Source organism: Celeribacter marinus (assembly GCF_965656515.1).
Classification (GTDB): Bacteria; Pseudomonadota; Alphaproteobacteria; order Rhodobacterales; family Rhodobacteraceae; genus Celeribacter; species Celeribacter marinus_D.
In genome coordinates this window covers 1-16,523 of the sequence record NZ_CBFHKW010000055.1, presented here as the reverse complement: position 1 = coordinate 16,523, position 16,523 = coordinate 1, and the positions used below count along the sequence as shown (strand labels likewise).

The following is a 16,523-nucleotide window of genomic DNA, read 5'->3' as shown; positions in this document are numbered from 1 at the left end:
CCAAGGACAAAGCCGAATTCGACCAGTTCATGGATGACCGCACGACCAAGTCAGAGACTGAAACCGATGTCGAAGCGACCAATAAAGAAGACGCATAACGACACCATAGTCGCGCCGCCCGTACCGTGTCATCCGTGACGCTGTGCGGGCGGACAATTGACAAACACGGGTAAAACACCCACCTCGAACGTGAGAAAGTGAGACAAAGCCGATGAGCCATATTGATCATGACATTTGGGGCCTCCCCGATCCTGTGAGCCAAGCAGGCTTTTACGACAGCGTCCCGACCAAGCGTCTATTGGCGTTTGTGGTCGACTTGATCATCATTGTCGTTCTATCCGCGCTTGTTGTCCCGCTTACCGCATTTACCGGTATCTTCTTTTTCCCGTTTATCGTTGCGGTGGTGAGTTTTGCCTACCGTGTCGTCACCATCGCCAACGGGTCGGCCACATTGGGGATGCGTCTCATGGGGATCGAGTTTCGCACGTCAAAGGGCGAGCGCTTTGATCTTGGCTATGCCCTCTTGCACACGGTGATGTTTACCGCATGGGGATTGATGTTCATCGTCCAAGTTGCCTCTGTCATCTTGATGCTGACAACGGCGCGCAAACAAGGGTTGACCGATCTCATCCTCGGCACCGCAGCGATCAACCGCCCCTCACGGTTTTAGTCGGTTGGATTTGACCTACCGTAGGGCTTGGCGTGGCACGCGGTTTTGGATAGTCTTGGCGTAACACACCGTTTTCCTTGGTCCTTGGGTCACATACACTCAGTCGTTTATGCGTCATTCTTTGCCTCTAGCCCCGCAATTCTACGTGACGGCGCCGCAACCCTGTCCATATCTGGACGGGCGGATGGAGCGCAAATTGTTCACCGCACTGCAAGGTGACACTGCTGAAAAGCTCAACGATGCGCTATCCAAACAAGGGTTTCGCCGGTCGCAAAACGTGCTGTATCGCCCGACCTGTGTGGATTGTGCGGCCTGTATGTCGGCGCGTATCCGTGTGGCGGATTTCAAACCTTCCAAAAGCCAACGCCGTGTCAGCAACAAAAACGCGTATCTCAAACGCGCCTCCACCGCGCCATGGGCCACCGAGACCCAGTTCGATCTGTTTCGCACCTATCTGGAAACGCGCCACGCCGATGGCGGGATGGCCGATATGGATGTGTTCGAATTCGCCGCGATGATCGAGGAAACGCCGATCCGTACGCGTATCATCGAATATTACACGCCCTCAAAAGACGGCCAGCCGCGTGACTTAGTGGCGACCTGTTTAACCGACCTGCTCGATGATGGCGTGTCGATGGTCTATTCGTTCTATAATCCCGATTTTGTCAAAGACAGCATCGGCACCTACATTATTCTCGACCATATCGACATCGCCCGCGAAGCCGGATTGCCCTATGTCTATTTAGGATACTGGGTGCCTGGTTCGGCAAAGATGGGGTATAAGGCGCGCTTTTCCGGCCTGGAAGTGTACCGCAATGGCGAGTGGGAGCCCCTCGCCCCCGAGTCCGATTATGTCGCCGAGCTACACCCCCTCGAGAACGAGCCAATCGCGAGCCAAGTGGCGCAAATCAAACTACCCGAGACGTTTACCGCTCCTGTGCCACTCAGCAGGTCCGACGGCACGGACAGCTAGGCGCGCTCAGCTGCCATCGCCCTGCCATCGCGCCGTGGTATTCGCATCAATGATATGGCACGGCCAAGGCGTCGACCCGCGCCAACGTCCGGATCAAAAGCCCCAACTGTTCGGCAAGCGATACCGCCAAGGGGGCCACCTGTGCACGGATCATCAACAGCGCCATGAGTGTCGCGTCTTCGCGCTGACCGTCTGCGGCGAGGCGCACGAATTGCACAAACACCGCCTCATCCGCCCCCACACAGTTGCATGACTTGGAATGCGACAACAAGGGCCTGCGCCCGTGGGACTGAAACATGCTCAACAACTGACCCGCGACACGGGCAATATCACTGTCGCGCCGCGCGGTCGGATCGCCGCGAAACAGCGAGACGAGAAAGCGGTCTTCGACGGGAAGTGTATCGAACGCGCCGACCGTGGCGGCCCCAGTGGACAAGCTGTGTTGAAATGACATGAGGCCCTCATAAACTAATGTGCGATTGGGCGTGACTTCAGCACGCGCTCTTTTCTTATTGTTTTTGTCAGATATAAAATCAAGTCAAAAAGAAACGGCCCCGCGATTTAGGCGGGGCCGTTTTTAAGGGTTTATCATGTCGCGGTGCCTGCCGGCGCTAGTGGCCGATCAGATTGGGCACGATCGTCACAATAGACGGGAACAGCCACAGCGTTCCGATGCCCACCACTTGGATCAACACAAACGGGATGATGCCGCGATAGATGTGGCCCGTTGTGACTTCCTTGGGGGCGACACCGCGCAGATAGAATAGCGCAAAGCCGAACGGCGGGGTGAGGAACGAGGTCTGAAGGTTCACAGCGATCATGATCGTCACCCATTTCGGGTCCATCGTGCCGCCGTAAATCACAGGACCGACGATCGGCACCACGATGTAGATGATCTCCAAGAAATCGAGCACAAAACCGAGCACAAAGAGCACCGCCATCACGATCAGGAACACCGTGAACTCGTTGTCGAACGAGCGCAGGAAGCTTTGGATGTAGTGCTCGCCGCCAAAGGAGATGACCACGAGGTTGAGCAATTGCGAGCCGATCAGGATGGTAAATACCATCGAGGTCACTTTCGCCGTTTCGCGCACCACGATGCCCAGAGTGCCGTCTTTGAACAGCACGTAACAGGCGTAGAGAATACCGAACATCGCAAAGTAATAGGCGCCCAGAGCCACAAAGTAGGCCACCCAATCCTCGAACGGCACATCTCCGCGCCCCATCCGCAAATCAAAGTTGGAGCCAACGAGGATCATCACGACAATGGAGAAGGCTCCACCAAGGATGATTTTGCTCATTTTGTGTTGGTCCGCGAGTTTGCGGTACGCCGCAAGCAAGAGCGCACCACCGGCCCCGAGACCCGCCGCAGGTGTCGGGTTGGTCACCCCCCCAAGGATGGACCCAAGCACCGCAACGATGAGCACCAACGGCGGGAACACCACGCGGAACAATTCGTTTTTGCTCAGGTTGATCGCTGCCTGTTTCATCCCGTAGGCGATCGCGGCAAACGGGATCGCATACAAAACAAAGGACGTGCCATGGCTCATCAACGGGCCAACAAACAGCGCATCGATGATCAAAACGCCCAAGACGCCCAGAACACCGACCAACAGCTTTTTGGGATCCCCCATCGGGGCGACACCGCGACCCAACGACAACACAAGGCCCAGCAGCGCCATGATGACCAAAAGGCCTGTACCAAGTTTCGGCGCGGTCTCAACCGCCTCACGTGTCAGTGTTTCGATTTCCTCGGCCGTCCGCTCGACGGAGAGTTTTGCACCACCAGAGGCCTCAATCGCCGCTTGCTCGGCTAGGGCCGTGGCCCATGCCTCATCGCCGTGCAATTCGATCATTGCCGCTTCGCAAGTCTCGGAGACATTGGTGCGCAAGGAAGCTGTGGCCCCGCTGTCGGTGAACTGGTTCACGTGGATGGATTGCGAGCCGGACAGACCCGTTTGCGCCGCCATGATAACGCCACCAATGATCAACACTGGCACCGCGAGGAACCACAATAGGCCATCACGGCGCGGGATCACATCGTGCGACGTGTGCTCAAGATGCACAGGGGGCGCTTTGTGTGGGTTAAACATCGCATAGGTGAACGCGTATGCGGCATAGAGGAAGGCAAGCATGATCCCCGGCAACATCGCCGCTTGGAACAAGGTGCCAACGGATACCACCGCAGGCTCGCCAAGGTATGTGAGCGCGTCAGAACAACCCACCGATTGCGCCCGCGCCTCTTGGGCGGCGGAATACAGATCGCCCGCAAGCGTGCCGAGCAAAACAATCACAATGGACGGCGGAATGATCTGGCCCAAGGTGCCAGACGCCGCAATCACACCCGTCGCCAGTTCGGGCGAATAGTTGTGGCGCAACATCGTGGGCAAGGACAACAGACCCATGGTGACAACGGTCGCGCCCACGATGCCTGTGGACGCCGCAAGGAAAGCCCCAACGATAACAACCGACACGGCCAAACCACCGGGCAACGGACCAAACACCCGCGCCATTGTCGTCAACAGGTCGTTCGCGATCTTGGAACGCTCAAGCACGATCCCCATCATCACAAACATCAACACGGCCAAGAGCGTCTCGATAGAGGCCCCTGCAAACACACGCTCGTTCATCCGGTTGACGATAAAGGACAGATTGCGGTCAACCGCCTGTTCCCACCCGTTTGGAAACAACGGTTCGGCATAAAGGGGCAGATCAGGGAACCTGAAATGCGAGATATTGACGGGGTTTACGCCACTGCTCACCAGATCACGATAGGCTTGCGATCCTGTATCAATGGCTTGGTGGACGAGAATACCCGCCCCGTCCAATGCCGCGATGATCCCAAAGGACAAAAGACCCGCGCCACCAATGGCAAACGCCACGGGAAAGCCGGTGAGAATTCCGCTGAACAGGCAGAGGAATACGATGATGAGGCCGATTTCTACGCCATCAAGTCCAAAAATCATGTGTCTATTCCTTCGCCGCGAGGTCAGGGATCGCGTGGTCGTGTGTGGCTAGGTGAGCGGCACAAACCGCCAGTATCGGGGTGGTCGGACAGTCGGCCATGATCAATGCGTCCCCTCAAAAGCTTCTTCGCCTGCGCCAAGTGTGTCTTTGTCGAGGTATTTACCCGCGCTTTCCTCGCCTTCGATCATCTCCAGATAGGAACGATAGAAAAAGGCGATCGCTTGTAAAATAACCAAGGTCAAAAACGCGAGGATCAGGATTTTAAAGAGGAAATATCCGTTAAAGCCATTGGCCGAAAAGGACACGGTTTCGACGTTCCATTTCACGATCCGCGCTTTTTTGAGCATCAACTCGAGTTTGTCGGAAGCCGAAACTTTGGGCGTGATCAGGTGACGCCACAGGAAAAACCACGCATACATCCATGTCAGCATCGCCACGGGCAACATAAAGAACAGCGCACCAAACATGTCGATCATGCGCTTTACACGGTGGCTCACGCCAGCATACACAAGGTCGACGCGCACATGGCTACCTTGGATAAACGCGTAGGACACGCACAGCGACACCACGAGCGCGTTCTCGAATTTGAGGCTCTCGGAGAACCAGCCAACGGATTGGGTGAAGCCCGTTCCAAACGGCGCGATGTTGATCTCGCCAAGACGAAAGATGGATTGCAAAAACACGACCATGATCTGTTGTAAGACCATGAGCAAACCCGCCCATGCCGCCACACGTCCCACGGTGTTGTTGATCTTTTCAAGACCACGCACCAACGCCCACAAGAGCGGCCGGTGGAAAAAGCCGATGACCGTTATCACGATAACCAGATCGAGGAACACAAACAAAAGTTCCTTTGATCCGCCGTAGTACACAAAACGCAAAAGGCTTTCTTTGTTCGACCAATCGAGCCATGCCGACGGGTTCAAAATGGCCTGCAGTATATGCCAGAACCCAAGACCCAAATTGACGAACAACGCCAATATACCGTCGAATACGAGTTCGAAAAAGCCACGTGCTGATTGCTCTTCCATGTCTGAGGTGTCCCCTTCCCAAACCGTTTTGGCGATGCAGACGCGTGCAAAATTACGGCACATCTACAGGGCGAAAACGGTGTTTTTTCAATCGCTTTTAGCGTGATCTGAATGTTATTTTTTGACGCCAAGATGCGCGCGGGCTCCCGCGCGCATCTCTTTATCTTTGCAACAGGGCGCGCCTTATTTCAGGTTTGCCAATACGCGGTCGCGCTGTGCGGTGTACGCGCTGTCGGAGCGAGCGGCCCAACCGGATGTGGACGCCATTGCGGCCTCGGCGGAGGTGCGGATTTCTGCAAACAGCTCGTCATCCATGTAGCCGTCAAGAACCTCTTTGGAGGCCGCGCCATACGCGTCCCAAATTTCGCTCGAGAATTCTTTGACCTGCGTGCCGCCAGAGATCAAGCGCTGCAAAGCCGGACCGTTGTTGGCCATGAACAAGGCGTAGTTGTGCTGATGCGCATCACCGGCGGCAACTTCGATTGCTTTTTGCTGGCTTGGTGTGAGACCTTCGAACACTTCGAGGTTGGTCGCAACGGAAAGGGCTGCGCCTGGCTCGTGGAAACCGGCAGGGTAGTAGTAGTCGCAGACTTCTTGCAGGCCGAGTTTCTCATCGGACCACGGGCCAATCCACTCGGTGCCGTCAAGCGCGCCGGAGGACAGAGCTTGATAGATTTCGCCACCAGCGATGGTCTGAACAGACGCACCCAATTTGGACAGCGCTTCGCCACCAAGACCCGGCATGCGGAACTTGAGACCTTGGAAATCGGCAGGTGACGTCATTTCCTTACGGAACCAACCGCCACCTTGAGCGCCAGTCTGGCCCGCGATGAAGGATTTAAGACCGAAGATTTCACCAAGGTTGTGGTGCAGCTGCATGCCGCCCATACCGTAGTACCATACCATCATTTCAGGCGCGGTCATGCCGAACGGCACGGTTGTGAAGTAGGCCATCGCAGGGTGCTGACCGGTGAAGTAATAATCCGCACCGTGGTACATGTCGGCCTGACCGGCAGTCACAGCGTCGAACACTTCGAGGCCGCCAACGAGTTCGCCCGCCGCTTTGGGTTCGATGGTCAACGCGCCATCGGTCATCTCGGTCACGGATGTTGCGAAACGCTCAACGCTATCCCAAACGCCCGCAAGGCCGCGTGGCCATGTCGTAACCATGGTCAATGTGCGTTTGCCTTGCGCGAATGCAGGGGCCGCAAGTGTCGATGCTGCGGCAGCAGACGCGCCACCAAGTGCTGTAGTTTTCAAAAATGAACGGCGATCCATAGAGATAAATCCTCCCAGAGTGGTCTATGGCCAGTATTTGGACCCCAATTCGCGCGCATTTGGAGAAACTGTTTTCGCGCCGTTTCGATTGCGAAAGCGACGATGTTAAAAACGCAAAACTCCCCCACACGCGCAGATCAAGGACCGGCTCGTAGAGCGACGTTAACGAGCGTTGTGACTAGAATAAATACCCAAGACTACGCAGAGCTGGTTTATTTTCCGCTCCAGCCTGCGATCTCCCCCAATTGAGCCGCACAAAAAAGGCAATGGACGCCCCGTTTAGATGCCAAAGCCACGATTGACGCGCCCGTCGCTGTCTTTATCTTATGATTCGAGCGACGATCCAGAACCGCAAGGACGCCCCCGCACGGATGAAACGCCAATTGCCTCGCCTTAGCGCGCCGATCAAACGACCGATCAGCTACGCGCAAAAACTCTTTTTGCTCGCCACTGTGCCGCTGTTGTTGGCTGTGGCGGCGATTGCGTTTTTGGTGGCACATCAATCGCGGGCGATGGCAGAGCGCGAGATTTCCGATCTCGAAGCGCAGCTTATTTCGGCCAAACAAGACGAGTTGCGAAACTACGTACAACTTGCCCGCGCCTCGGTGTCGGACACCTACAACCCCGCGCCCCCCGATGACGAGACCGCCAAACGGATCGTGACACAGCGCCTCGCAGCCATGACCTATGGCACCGAAGGGTATTTTTTCGTTTACGACTATGATGGCACCAACCTTGTTGCACCGCGCCAAACCGATCTCATCACCCGAAACTGGGCCGGCCTGTCCGATAGTGCCGGCACCCCCGTTGTAGACCGGCTGATCGAGTTGGCCCGTCAAGGTGGCGGCTACCATGAATACCTGTGGCCCAAACCCTCCACTGGCGAAGAGGCCCAAATGGTGTCTTACGTTGTTGGCCTACAAGACTGGCAATGGGTGATTGGCACGGGCGTGTTTTTAGATGACGTGCTCAACTCTGTGGCCAGCACACGCGCGCAGGTCGAATACCGCGTCCACCGTACATTTTTGTACATTGGTGCGATTGCTTTGGCCGCCGTGTTGTTGGTGTTCATGTCGGGCGTGAGCATCACCATCCGCGAACGCCGCCTCGCCGATGCCAAGCTCAAAGAGCTGACACAACGCATTTTCGACACCCAAGAGGAAGAGCGTGGACGTGTGGCGCGCGAACTTCATGACGGTATCTCGCAAATGCTTGTCGGGGTGCGCTATGCGCTTGATCTCGCGCGACGTCGCCTGAAAACGGGTGACGACCGCGCGCCTGAAAGCCTTGATAAGGGTGTGGATATGCTCGGCGGGGCCATTTCCGAAGTGCGCCGTATTTCACGCGACCTGCGCCCTGGCATTTTGGATGATCTGGGCCTCGGCCCTGCCCTTCAGGCGCTAACGGAGGAGTTCCAAAAACGCACAGGGATTTCCACCGAGCTCGAAACCGTGGTGTTTCGCAACCGTTTGGACGAAGAGGCCAAAATCGCGCTGTTTCGCATTGCTCAAGAGGCACTTACCAACATCGAGCGCCACGCGGATGCCACCGAAGTCAAAGTGCACCTGTCGGGCCACCGCACGGGTGCGTCTATGCACATTATGGACAACGGGCGCGGGATTGCGGATCTGCGCGGGCATGGATTGGGTCTACGCAATATGGCGGAACGCATGGAACAACTTGACGGCACGTTTACGATCAGCCACCGCAACCCTGGCACTTGTATTGACGCAACCGTCCCACTCAAACATATGCTCCCGCCCGCCTCCGCCAATCGCACCGACCCTCCCAAAAAGGCCGCACAATGACCAAACCTATCACACGCGTATTGATTGTGGACGATCACCCGATGGTCGCCGAGGGCATTCGCGCCTTGCTCGAGACGTTTGACGACCTTGATGTGGTTGACTGCCTCACCAATGGCCAAGAGGCGGTGGACCAACTGGCCGCTCTGTGCCCAGACGTCATTTTGCTCGATCTAAACATGCCGCACATGGGCGGGCTGACCGCGACCGAAATCATTCTGGAACGCGCCCCTGAGACCCGCATCCTGATCCTGTCGATGCACGACAGCCCCGAATACATCTCAGCCGCACTGAGTCACGGCGCTATGGGTTACGTGCTCAAAGACGTGCCGACAGATGACGTAAAAGACGCGATTGATACCGTGATGCGTGGTGAGCGGTATTTGTGTAACGGCGCACAAGCCGCAATGAGCCCAAAAACCCGCGATGGCCGTGAGGCGCTAACGGGACGCGAACAGACAATTCTATTGGAGTTGGCACAGGGGCACTCAAACCGCGATGTTGCCGAAGCACTGGATATATCGGTGCGCACGGTGGAGACCCACCGCAAGAACATTAAACGCAAGCTAGGTATTTCATCGACCGCAGGGCTAACCCGCTATGCGATGGAGCACGGCGTTTTGCAAGGCACCGGACGGTTTTAACATAAGCGCAAGCGATCACTTCTTATCGCGTGCCGCCTTCTCATCTTTGGTCAGTTTGTTGTTCCAAACGTTGTTGCTCAGGCCCAATTCGGCCGGCATAGGTTTGGTTTTTCCGACACTGACCTTGCCGCCTTTGTTCAAAAATTCCTGAATAAGGGCGTCATCGGTGTTTGGTTTTGGCACTGTTTTCATAGGGGCAATGGTAATGCGGCGCGCCGCGCAACACAATGGCCCACCCCGAAAAAACCGGAAGAAACATCACACAATATGCGCCGTGAGCGAGACTGACATATACACCATTTGCCATTGCCCCATGCATGCGCACAAAGGTAACGCACGCGATCTGAACTGATCGCGTGCCATTTTCTCTTTTTGGGTCAGTTCTGGATTATCTGACCAGATGGACGTGGCGTGGCCGATGTTTCGGCAGGCAGGATCGGATAGACGACCTCGGGCACTTCGCCCGTCAGCGTTTGGAGGAAGGCAACGATCTGATCGGCCTCTTCGTCGTTAATATCCTCACCAAGCTGACTTTGCCCCATAATCACAACTGCGGTTTTGAGATCCCAAACCTTGCCCGAATGGAAATATGGCGCAGTGACGGCGATGTTACGCAGCGGTGCGGCACGGAATACATATTCATCATCCGCGGTTTCAGTCACGGCAAAGCGGCCAACGTCACCCTCAGGCAAAATATCCGCACCGGGCTTTTCGATGAGGCCAAAGGGATAGTAGCCTTCGCCACCGACGTTAATACCCGCGTGACACGACACACACCCTTTGTCCATAAACAGGCTCAAGCCGGCTAGTTCTGTTTCATTGAGTGCCGCCTCGTCCCCGTTAAGCCAGGCATCGAACGGCGCAGGTGTGATCAAGGTTGCTTCATATGCCTCAATGGCTTTGGCAAAGTTGTCAAAAGTGATCGGATCACTTTCGTCTGGGAAGGATGCCGCGAACCAGTCCACGTAGTCCTGCATGGATTTTAGCGTGGCGATCACGTTGTCGGGCGTGTTGGCCATTTCAACCCCTGCCTGCACCGGACCTTTCGCCTGAGCTGCCAGATCGGGTGCGCGGCCGTCCCAAAACTGTGCCTCGTTGAAGACGGCGTTCAACACAGTGGGCGAGTTACGCGGACCCTTTTGCCATCCGTGGCCAATGGAGGTCTCAAGGTTGTCATCCCCACCGGTGGCAAGGTTGTGACAGGAGTTGCACGAGAAAACGCCTGACGCAGACATCCGCGGATCAAAGAACAGCGCCTTGCCAAGGTCAATTTTATCGGCGGTAATCGGATTGTCCTGAACCGAAGGAATAGTAGATGGAAGGGGTTTAAACATGTCCATCGCGTCTTCGCGCAAATCAGCGCTTGCAGGCAGAGCTGCAAATGTCGCGATGACAAACAAAGACGAAACTGTGGTGAACCTCATTGGGTCTCTCCTAGAATGAATCAGCGTTTCGCGCGTTACATTCTTAAATTAGAATGAGTCCAGATTTATCACTTTGACATGCATCAAAATCAGTGGATTGACGTAGGTCAAAACAGGCCTTTGCGCCCATGTCTCGGACCTGTTGACCAATGCGCAACCCCGTGTCGCTTTGACGAACCAAGCGTGTTTACACTGCGCCCTGATGACAGCGTGTTGCTCGTCTCGATCTTCGACGCCCGCCACGTGGCACGGCCTAAAAAAACGCGACAGACCTTTAAAAAAAGGAGCGCCCCAAAGGGCGCTCCTGACGTTTTACTATTACTTGGTCATAAAACTTGCATGCGGTGCATTAGCCGATCAATGCGCCATCTTTGCGCCAGACCGAAATGACGGACGAGCGCGGTTTGCCGGCACCATCGGGCCAGCTACCACCTGGGTGCTGAATGCCAACGAACGCGGTGGTTTTATCGGCGGACCAACATAGACCTGTGACCTCGGCCCCGTTTGGTGCGGTCAAAAAGCGCGCGATCTCACCCGTCTCAGGATCACCGACGAGCATCTGGTTGTTGCCTTGGCCTGCAAACTCGCCCTCATTGCTGTCATCGCCATCGGTCTGGATCCACAACATCCCGTCAGACGAAAACGCCATGCCATCGGGTGAGTTGAACATGTTGCCCGATGTCACATTGTCAGAGCCACCATAGACGTTGTCATAGACATCGGGGTTGCCTGCCATGACATAGAGGTCCCATGTAAAGCTGTCGGCACCGTGATCTTCGCCGGCAGGTGTCCAGCGCACAATTTGACCATAGTTGTTGGTTTCGCGCGGGTTTGGACCGCCTACAGGGGTCGCATCGCCACCCGCATTGGGTTTGACCCCACGGTTTTTGTTATTGGTGAGCGCACAATAGGCTTCGCATTTGATCGGGTTTGCGGCGATCCACTCAGGACGGTCCATCGTCGTCGCTCCGACTTTGGACCCTGCCATGCGCGAAAACACCAATGTTTCTGTGAGCGACATGCCCGTGGCCTCAGGTGTGAGCGCAATCCATTCGCCCGTCATGTCGTCATTGAATTTGGCCACGTACAACTGACCGTCCGACAACAGACCCTGTGTAGAGCCCCCTTCGGTGTAGACGCCGTTTGATACGAACTTGTAGATAAATTCACCGCGCTCGTCGTCGCCCATGTAGACCACTACGCGGCCATCATTGGCCTGAACCATCTCAGCGTTCTCGTGCTTGAAGCGACCAAGTGCCGTATGTTTGACAGGCGTCGATGACGGATCAAGCGGGTTGATTTCCGTCACCCAACCATGGCGGTTAGGCTCATTCGGCTCGACAGCAAGATCATAGCGCGGATCGAATTTTTCATAGGCATAGCGCCCCTCACCCCCGATGCCGTAGCGGGCGTGGGCCTCGGTGCCTTCGACGGGCGATGTCGCGCCGAAATAGCCGTTAAAGTTCTCTTCGCACGTCAGATATGTGCCCCAAAGCGTACGGCCCGAGCCACAATTGTTCATTGTCCCTTTGGGGTTCATACCCTCAGGATCAGCGTTGGTTTTCATAAGATCCGAACCCGCCGCAGGACCGTCGAGTGTCATCACTGTTTCATGCGTGATGCGGCGGTTATAAGGGCTGTCGATTACAACCTCGTACCCCTGATCGCCCTTGGCAACTTCCATTACGGTGACACCTTGAAGGTTTTTGAGCATCGTCACTTCGTCGCCAGATTGCGGAACACCTGCAGATGCCTCAGGCAAGTTGATTTTCGGGTTCACATATTCGGAGTTCACAGCAATGATTTCTTTGTCTCCATCTGTGAACAATTCCATCCCGTCCGTGTTTTCACCGAACACGCGATCAGACATCGAGACGTCAACGCCGCCCACAGGCGAATAGGCAGATGCAGCATCCGAGAACAAAGCATCGCCCCAACGCGTCAAGACTTTCCACTCATAGCCCTCTGGAACGTGGATGTCGAAGTCGGTGGCGATATCAATCGGAGTGAATGCAAAGCGCGAGGTCTGGGCCTGTGCGGATTTCACGGAGCCTAAAACGCCCGCGCCCATGACGGCCGCGCCAGACCCGAAGGCCAGAACACCGCCGAGAAAGCCACGGCGCGACATGGCGCGGTCTACAACCGCGTCGAATGCGTTGTCGTCCGGGCGCGGGTCGCGCAGTTCGTCGAAGTCATCCCATGACAGGTCTGTGATATCTTGGTCTTTCATAGCTAGCTCCTGAAGCGTCCTAATGTTTCTGACGAAAGCGCGCGATCCACTCGGTGCGCGGTCCACCAAACGATCCGGCAGGCTTGTGAAGACCGTGTTTCAGATATTCGAAAGTTTTGTGACATCAACTTTGGATGCAATTGCGGTCGGCTCGACAATCTTGCAGGCCGACAGGCCAATCGCCTACTCAATGACCCACATATGGACGATCAATTTTCTGAAAAGATTAGCGGAACCCCCACTTTTTGTAATTTAGTTTCAAAATTGATCAAAAACGGGACACTTTATGCATTCTAAGTCGCAATTTTGCGGTTGACGCCCCTTTGTGTCAGCCCTAAGTTCCACCAACGCAGTAAAGGAGCGAACGCCATGCTTGGCATTCTTGTCGTACGAGTGGGATACCCGCGCATGGGCCTCTAAAGAGAGGTTGACCCTATCGGTTCCCATGCGCCCCCGAAATCGGGGGCTTTTTTATTGCTAAGCGACCATCTACTGCCAATGACCATGACACGAGACGCGTAAGAGGAAAAAGAGATGACACGTCAGATGACCGGCGCTCAAATGATCGTCCAAGCCCTGAAAGACCAAGGCGTCGACACGATATTCGGCTACCCTGGTGGGGCTGTTCTACCGATCTACGATGCTATTTTTCAGCAAACCGATATCAACCACGTTCTTGTGCGCCATGAGCAAGCCGCCGTTCATGCCGCCGAAGGCTACGCGCGCTCGACAGGCAAACCCGGTGTGGCCCTTGTCACCTCTGGCCCCGGGGCTACAAATGCCGTTACGGGTCTGACGGATGCGCTGCTCGACAGTATTCCGATTGTTGTACTCTCGGGTCAGGTTCCGACATTCATGATCGGTACTGACGGGTTCCAAGAGGCCGATACCGTTGGCATCACCCGCCCGTGCACCAAACACAACTGGCTCGTCAAAGACACCGAAAAACTCGCGGAGACGCTCCATCAGGCATTCCATGTCGCCACCTCCGGCCGTCCGGGCCCTGTGTTGGTTGACCTGCCAAAGGATGTGCAGTTTGCCGAAGGGACGTACGTCGCGCCATCGAAAGCCAAAGTGAGCCATTACCAACCCGTGATGAAAGCCTCGATTGAGGATATCACGGACGTTGTGGCGATGATCGAAAAGGCCGAGCGCCCCGTGTTCTACACTGGTGGCGGCGTAATCAACTCCGGCCCTGCCGCCTCTCAGCTGTTGCGCGAATTGGTCGAGGCCACAGGCTTTCCGATCACGTCCACCTTGATGGGTCTTGGCTCCTACCCCGCGTCCGGTGAGCATTGGCTCGGCATGCTCGGGATGCACGGTCTGTATGAGGCCAACATGGCGATGCACGGATGTGATCTTATGATCAACATCGGCGCGCGCTTTGACGACCGCATCACCGGCCGTATTCAAGATTTCTCGCCCAACTCAAAGAAAATCCACATCGACATTGACCCGTCATCCATCAACAAGGTGATCCGCGTTGAAAAGCCCGTCATCGGAGACGTGGCACATGTCCTTGAGGATATTCTCAAAGTCTGGAAATCACGTGGCCGCAAGACCGCTGATATCAGCGCATGGTCCAAGCAGATCCAAGAGTGGCGGGACGTCAAATGCCTGACCTACACAAACTCGGACACGGTGATCAAACCGCAATACGCGCTTGAACGGTTTGAAGCACTGACCAAAGGCATGGATCGCTACATCACCACCGAAGTGGGCCAGCACCAGATGTGGGCGGCGCAGTTCCTTGGCTTTGAGGATCCGAACCGCTGGATGACCTCGGGTGGTCTTGGCACGATGGGCTACGGCTTTCCGGCGTCAATCGGCGTGCAAATGGCGCATCCTGACGCGCTTGTGGTCAATGTCGCGGGTGAGGCCAGTTGGCTGATGAACATGCAAGAGATGGGCACGGCGATGCAATACGGCGCCCCCGTCAAACAGTTTATCCTCAACAACGAACGCCTTGGCATGGTGCGCCAGTGGCAGCAATTGTTGCACGGCGAGCGCTATAGCTCCTCGTGGTCCGAAAGCCTGCCCGACTTTGTGAAACTCGCAGAGGCCTTTGGCGCGAAGGGTATTCGCTGTTCTGATCCCAAAGATCTCGATGACGCAATTATGGAAATGATCAACTACGATGGTCCGGTGATCTTTGATTGTTTGGTTGAAAAGCACGAGAACTGTTTCCCGATGATCCCATCGGGCAAACCCCACAATGAAATGCTGCTCGGCGAAGCGTCCACCGATGGTGCGATCAAGTCCGATGGCGCGGTTTTGGTGTAAGGAGAGAACACATGTCTGCCCTACAAATCAAAGAAGGCTCAAGCAGCCACTCCGCCTATGATCTACGTGATTACCACGCGGAAATCATCGAGAAACACACGCTCGCGGTGCTTGTCGATAACGAAAGCGGCGTTCTGGCGCGCGTGATCGGTCTGTTTTCGGGTCGTGGCTACAACATCGAAAGCCTGACCGTGGCCGAGGTGAACCATGACACGCATCTGTCGCGCATCACCATCGTGACCACTGGCACCCGTGATGTCATTGAACAGATCAAGGCACAGCTCGGCCGTATAGTGCCTGTGCATCAGGTCAATGACCTGACGGTCGATGGTCCCTCCATCGAACGTGAGCTGGCGCTGTTCAAAGTCGAAGGCACAGGCAACAACCGCATTGAGGCCTTGCGCCTTGCGGAGATCTTTCGGGCCAATGTGGTCGATAGCACATTGACCAGCTTTGTGTTCGAGATGACAGGTCAGTCGGAAAAAATCGATGCCTTCGCCGATCTCATGCGCCCTCTTGGGCTGATAGAAACCGCCCGTACAGGGGTGGCGGCTTTGGCACGCGGCACGGAGTGATCCCGCGCAAAACCAACGAAATCAAAAGCGGGCATCGGTATCGGCGCCCGCTTTTTTCATGGCTGCACAGCGCGCGGCACCGGCGGCTTACTCAATGCGCCGTTGCTATACGGATTTCGGCGCTATCGTGGCAATGGCCGCCACGGCCAGATGCGCGGAGGCTGCGACACCGTCGATCAACGCCACCTGCGTGCGTGTACTCAGATCCGCGTACAGTGGTGCCATGCCCGCGCAACCAAGCACGACCGAGCGGCACCCCTGCGCCTGAGCGGCACGAATTTCATCAGCCAACCGCACCCGCGTGGCCTCGCTGCCCGCGTCGATATCAAGCACGGCCAGACCGCTGGCGCGTACCTCTAGGCAGTGATCCGACATCCCCGCCGCGTCGATATTGCCCGCAATCACCGGCACCGAAACCGGCAGGGACGTGACAACCGAAAACCGCCCCCCCGAGAAGGCCGCGACCGTATAGGCCGCCTGCCCTATGCCCAGCACAGGACACGACGCGACAGCGCGCGCTTGGGCCAGACCCGTGTCGTCAAAACAGGCGATGATGATGGCGTCCGCGCCGATGGACTGTGCGGTCGCGACAAGGCGCAACACCCCCTCCAGTGCCGCCGCGCCGTCCTGTGGTCCCTCGATA

Annotated in this window: 14 protein-coding genes; 6 read left to right on the top strand and 8 right to left on the bottom strand. The window is 56.1% G+C overall.

The genetic code is table 11. The annotated features are described in order from the left end of the window. Positions 1–211: 211 nt before the first annotated feature. A complete protein-coding gene (locus ACTG34_RS11305; protein WP_439105011.1) occupies positions 212–670 on the top strand; it encodes an RDD family protein in 459 nt (152 codons plus the stop codon). Between the two features lie 109 nt (positions 671–779). Next, entirely contained in the window at positions 780–1,643 is an 864-nt protein-coding gene (locus ACTG34_RS11300) for an arginyltransferase (protein WP_439105010.1), read from the top strand. Between the two features lie 46 nt (positions 1,644–1,689). Here ACTG34_RS11300 and ACTG34_RS11295 read toward each other — a convergent pair whose 3' ends face one another. From ACTG34_RS11295 to ACTG34_RS11280, 4 genes are all read right to left on the bottom strand, one after another. After that, entirely contained in the window at positions 1,690–2,097 is a 408-nt protein-coding gene (locus ACTG34_RS11295; RefSeq protein WP_439105009.1) for a hypothetical protein, read from the bottom strand. Between the two features lie 157 nt (positions 2,098–2,254). Next, positions 2,255–4,609, bottom strand: coding sequence for a TRAP transporter large permease (locus ACTG34_RS11290; RefSeq protein WP_439105008.1), 2,355 nt, complete (start codon positions 4,607–4,609; stop codon positions 2,255–2,257). A gap of 102 nt (positions 4,610–4,711) precedes the next feature. Further along, positions 4,712–5,641, bottom strand: coding sequence for a TRAP transporter small permease subunit (locus tag ACTG34_RS11285; RefSeq protein WP_439105007.1), 930 nt, complete (start codon positions 5,639–5,641; stop codon positions 4,712–4,714). Between the two features lie 183 nt (positions 5,642–5,824). Continuing rightward, on the bottom strand, positions 5,825–6,919 hold the full coding sequence (locus tag ACTG34_RS11280; protein WP_439105006.1) for a TRAP transporter substrate-binding protein: 1,095 nt from the start codon (positions 6,917–6,919) through the stop codon (positions 5,825–5,827). Positions 6,920–7,290: 371 nt separating this feature from the next. On the opposite strand from ACTG34_RS11280, the gene ACTG34_RS11275 reads away from it, so the two are divergent. Together ACTG34_RS11275 and ACTG34_RS11270 are read left to right on the top strand one after the other, a co-directional pair. Beyond that, the gene (locus tag ACTG34_RS11275; RefSeq protein ID WP_439105005.1) at positions 7,291–8,727 is read left to right on the top strand and encodes a cache domain-containing protein; all 1,437 of its coding nucleotides are present in this window, start codon (positions 7,291–7,293) and stop codon (positions 8,725–8,727) included. After that, positions 8,724–9,368 carry a response regulator transcription factor gene (locus tag ACTG34_RS11270; RefSeq protein ID WP_062219090.1) on the top strand — a complete coding sequence of 215 codons (645 nt, stop codon included), beginning with the start codon at positions 8,724–8,726 and terminating at the stop codon, positions 9,366–9,368. Before ACTG34_RS11275 ends, ACTG34_RS11270 begins: the two co-directional genes overlap by 4 nt. A 15-nt stretch (positions 9,369–9,383) precedes the next feature. Here the strand turns inward: ACTG34_RS11270 and ACTG34_RS11265 are convergent, their stop codons facing one another. The 3 genes from ACTG34_RS11265 to ACTG34_RS11255 form a co-directional block, all read right to left on the bottom strand. Then, positions 9,384–9,560 carry a hypothetical protein gene (locus ACTG34_RS11265; protein WP_439105004.1) on the bottom strand — a complete coding sequence of 59 codons (177 nt, stop codon included), beginning with the start codon at positions 9,558–9,560 and terminating at the stop codon, positions 9,384–9,386. Positions 9,561–9,745: 185 nt separating this feature from the next. Further along, positions 9,746–10,792 carry a cytochrome-c peroxidase gene (locus ACTG34_RS11260; protein WP_439105003.1) on the bottom strand — a complete coding sequence of 349 codons (1,047 nt, stop codon included), beginning with the start codon at positions 10,790–10,792 and terminating at the stop codon, positions 9,746–9,748. Between the two features lie 349 nt (positions 10,793–11,141). Beyond that, positions 11,142–13,022: a PhoX family protein gene (locus tag ACTG34_RS11255; RefSeq protein WP_439105002.1), complete on the bottom strand. Its 1,881-nt coding sequence runs from the start codon at positions 13,020–13,022 to the stop codon at positions 11,142–11,144. 534 nt (positions 13,023–13,556) lie between these two features. On the opposite strand from ACTG34_RS11255, the gene ACTG34_RS11250 reads away from it, so the two are divergent. Further along, positions 13,557–15,305, top strand: coding sequence for an acetolactate synthase 3 large subunit (locus ACTG34_RS11250; protein WP_439105001.1), 1,749 nt, complete (start codon positions 13,557–13,559; stop codon positions 15,303–15,305). An 11-nt stretch (positions 15,306–15,316) separates the two neighbouring features. Then, positions 15,317–15,880, top strand: a complete 564-nt coding sequence (gene ilvN / locus ACTG34_RS11245; RefSeq protein ID WP_439105000.1) for an acetolactate synthase small subunit — start codon at positions 15,317–15,319, stop codon at positions 15,878–15,880. A gap of 105 nt (positions 15,881–15,985) precedes the next feature. On the opposite strand, the gene ACTG34_RS11240 is transcribed toward ilvN, so the two are convergent. After that, the coding region (locus ACTG34_RS11240; RefSeq protein WP_439104999.1) for an aspartate/glutamate racemase family protein at positions 15,986–16,523 on the bottom strand (538 nt) is incomplete at its 5' end.

Bases quoted from the DNA above. Each gene is read 5' to 3' on its own strand.
- ACTG34_RS11305 (WP_439105011.1), top strand. From the start codon at position 212: ATGAGCCATATTGATCATGACATTTGGGGCCTCCCCGATCCTGTGAGC.
- ilvN (WP_439105000.1), top strand. From the start codon at position 15,317: ATGTCTGCCCTACAAATCAAAGAAGGCTCAAGCAGCCACTCCGCCTAT.
- ACTG34_RS11285 (WP_439105007.1), bottom strand. From the start codon at position 5,641: ATGGAAGAGCAATCAGCACGTGGCTTTTTCGAACTCGTATTCGACGGT.
- ACTG34_RS11265 (WP_439105004.1), bottom strand. From the start codon at position 9,560: ATGAAAACAGTGCCAAAACCAAACACCGATGACGCCCTTATTCAGGAA.
- ACTG34_RS11255 (WP_439105002.1), bottom strand. From the start codon at position 13,022: ATGAAAGACCAAGATATCACAGACCTGTCATGGGATGACTTCGACGAA.
- ACTG34_RS11300 (WP_439105010.1), top strand. From the start codon at position 780: ATGCGTCATTCTTTGCCTCTAGCCCCGCAATTCTACGTGACGGCGCCG.
- ACTG34_RS11260 (WP_439105003.1), bottom strand. From the start codon at position 10,792: ATGAGGTTCACCACAGTTTCGTCTTTGTTTGTCATCGCGACATTTGCA.
- ACTG34_RS11295 (WP_439105009.1), bottom strand. From the start codon at position 2,097: ATGTCATTTCAACACAGCTTGTCCACTGGGGCCGCCACGGTCGGCGCG.
- ACTG34_RS11280 (WP_439105006.1), bottom strand. From the start codon at position 6,919: ATGGATCGCCGTTCATTTTTGAAAACTACAGCACTTGGTGGCGCGTCT.
- ACTG34_RS11270 (WP_062219090.1), top strand. From the start codon at position 8,724: ATGACCAAACCTATCACACGCGTATTGATTGTGGACGATCACCCGATG.
- ACTG34_RS11250 (WP_439105001.1), top strand. From the start codon at position 13,557: ATGACACGTCAGATGACCGGCGCTCAAATGATCGTCCAAGCCCTGAAA.
- ACTG34_RS11290 (WP_439105008.1), bottom strand. From the start codon at position 4,609: ATGATTTTTGGACTTGATGGCGTAGAAATCGGCCTCATCATCGTATTC.
- ACTG34_RS11275 (WP_439105005.1), top strand. From the start codon at position 7,291: ATGAAACGCCAATTGCCTCGCCTTAGCGCGCCGATCAAACGACCGATC.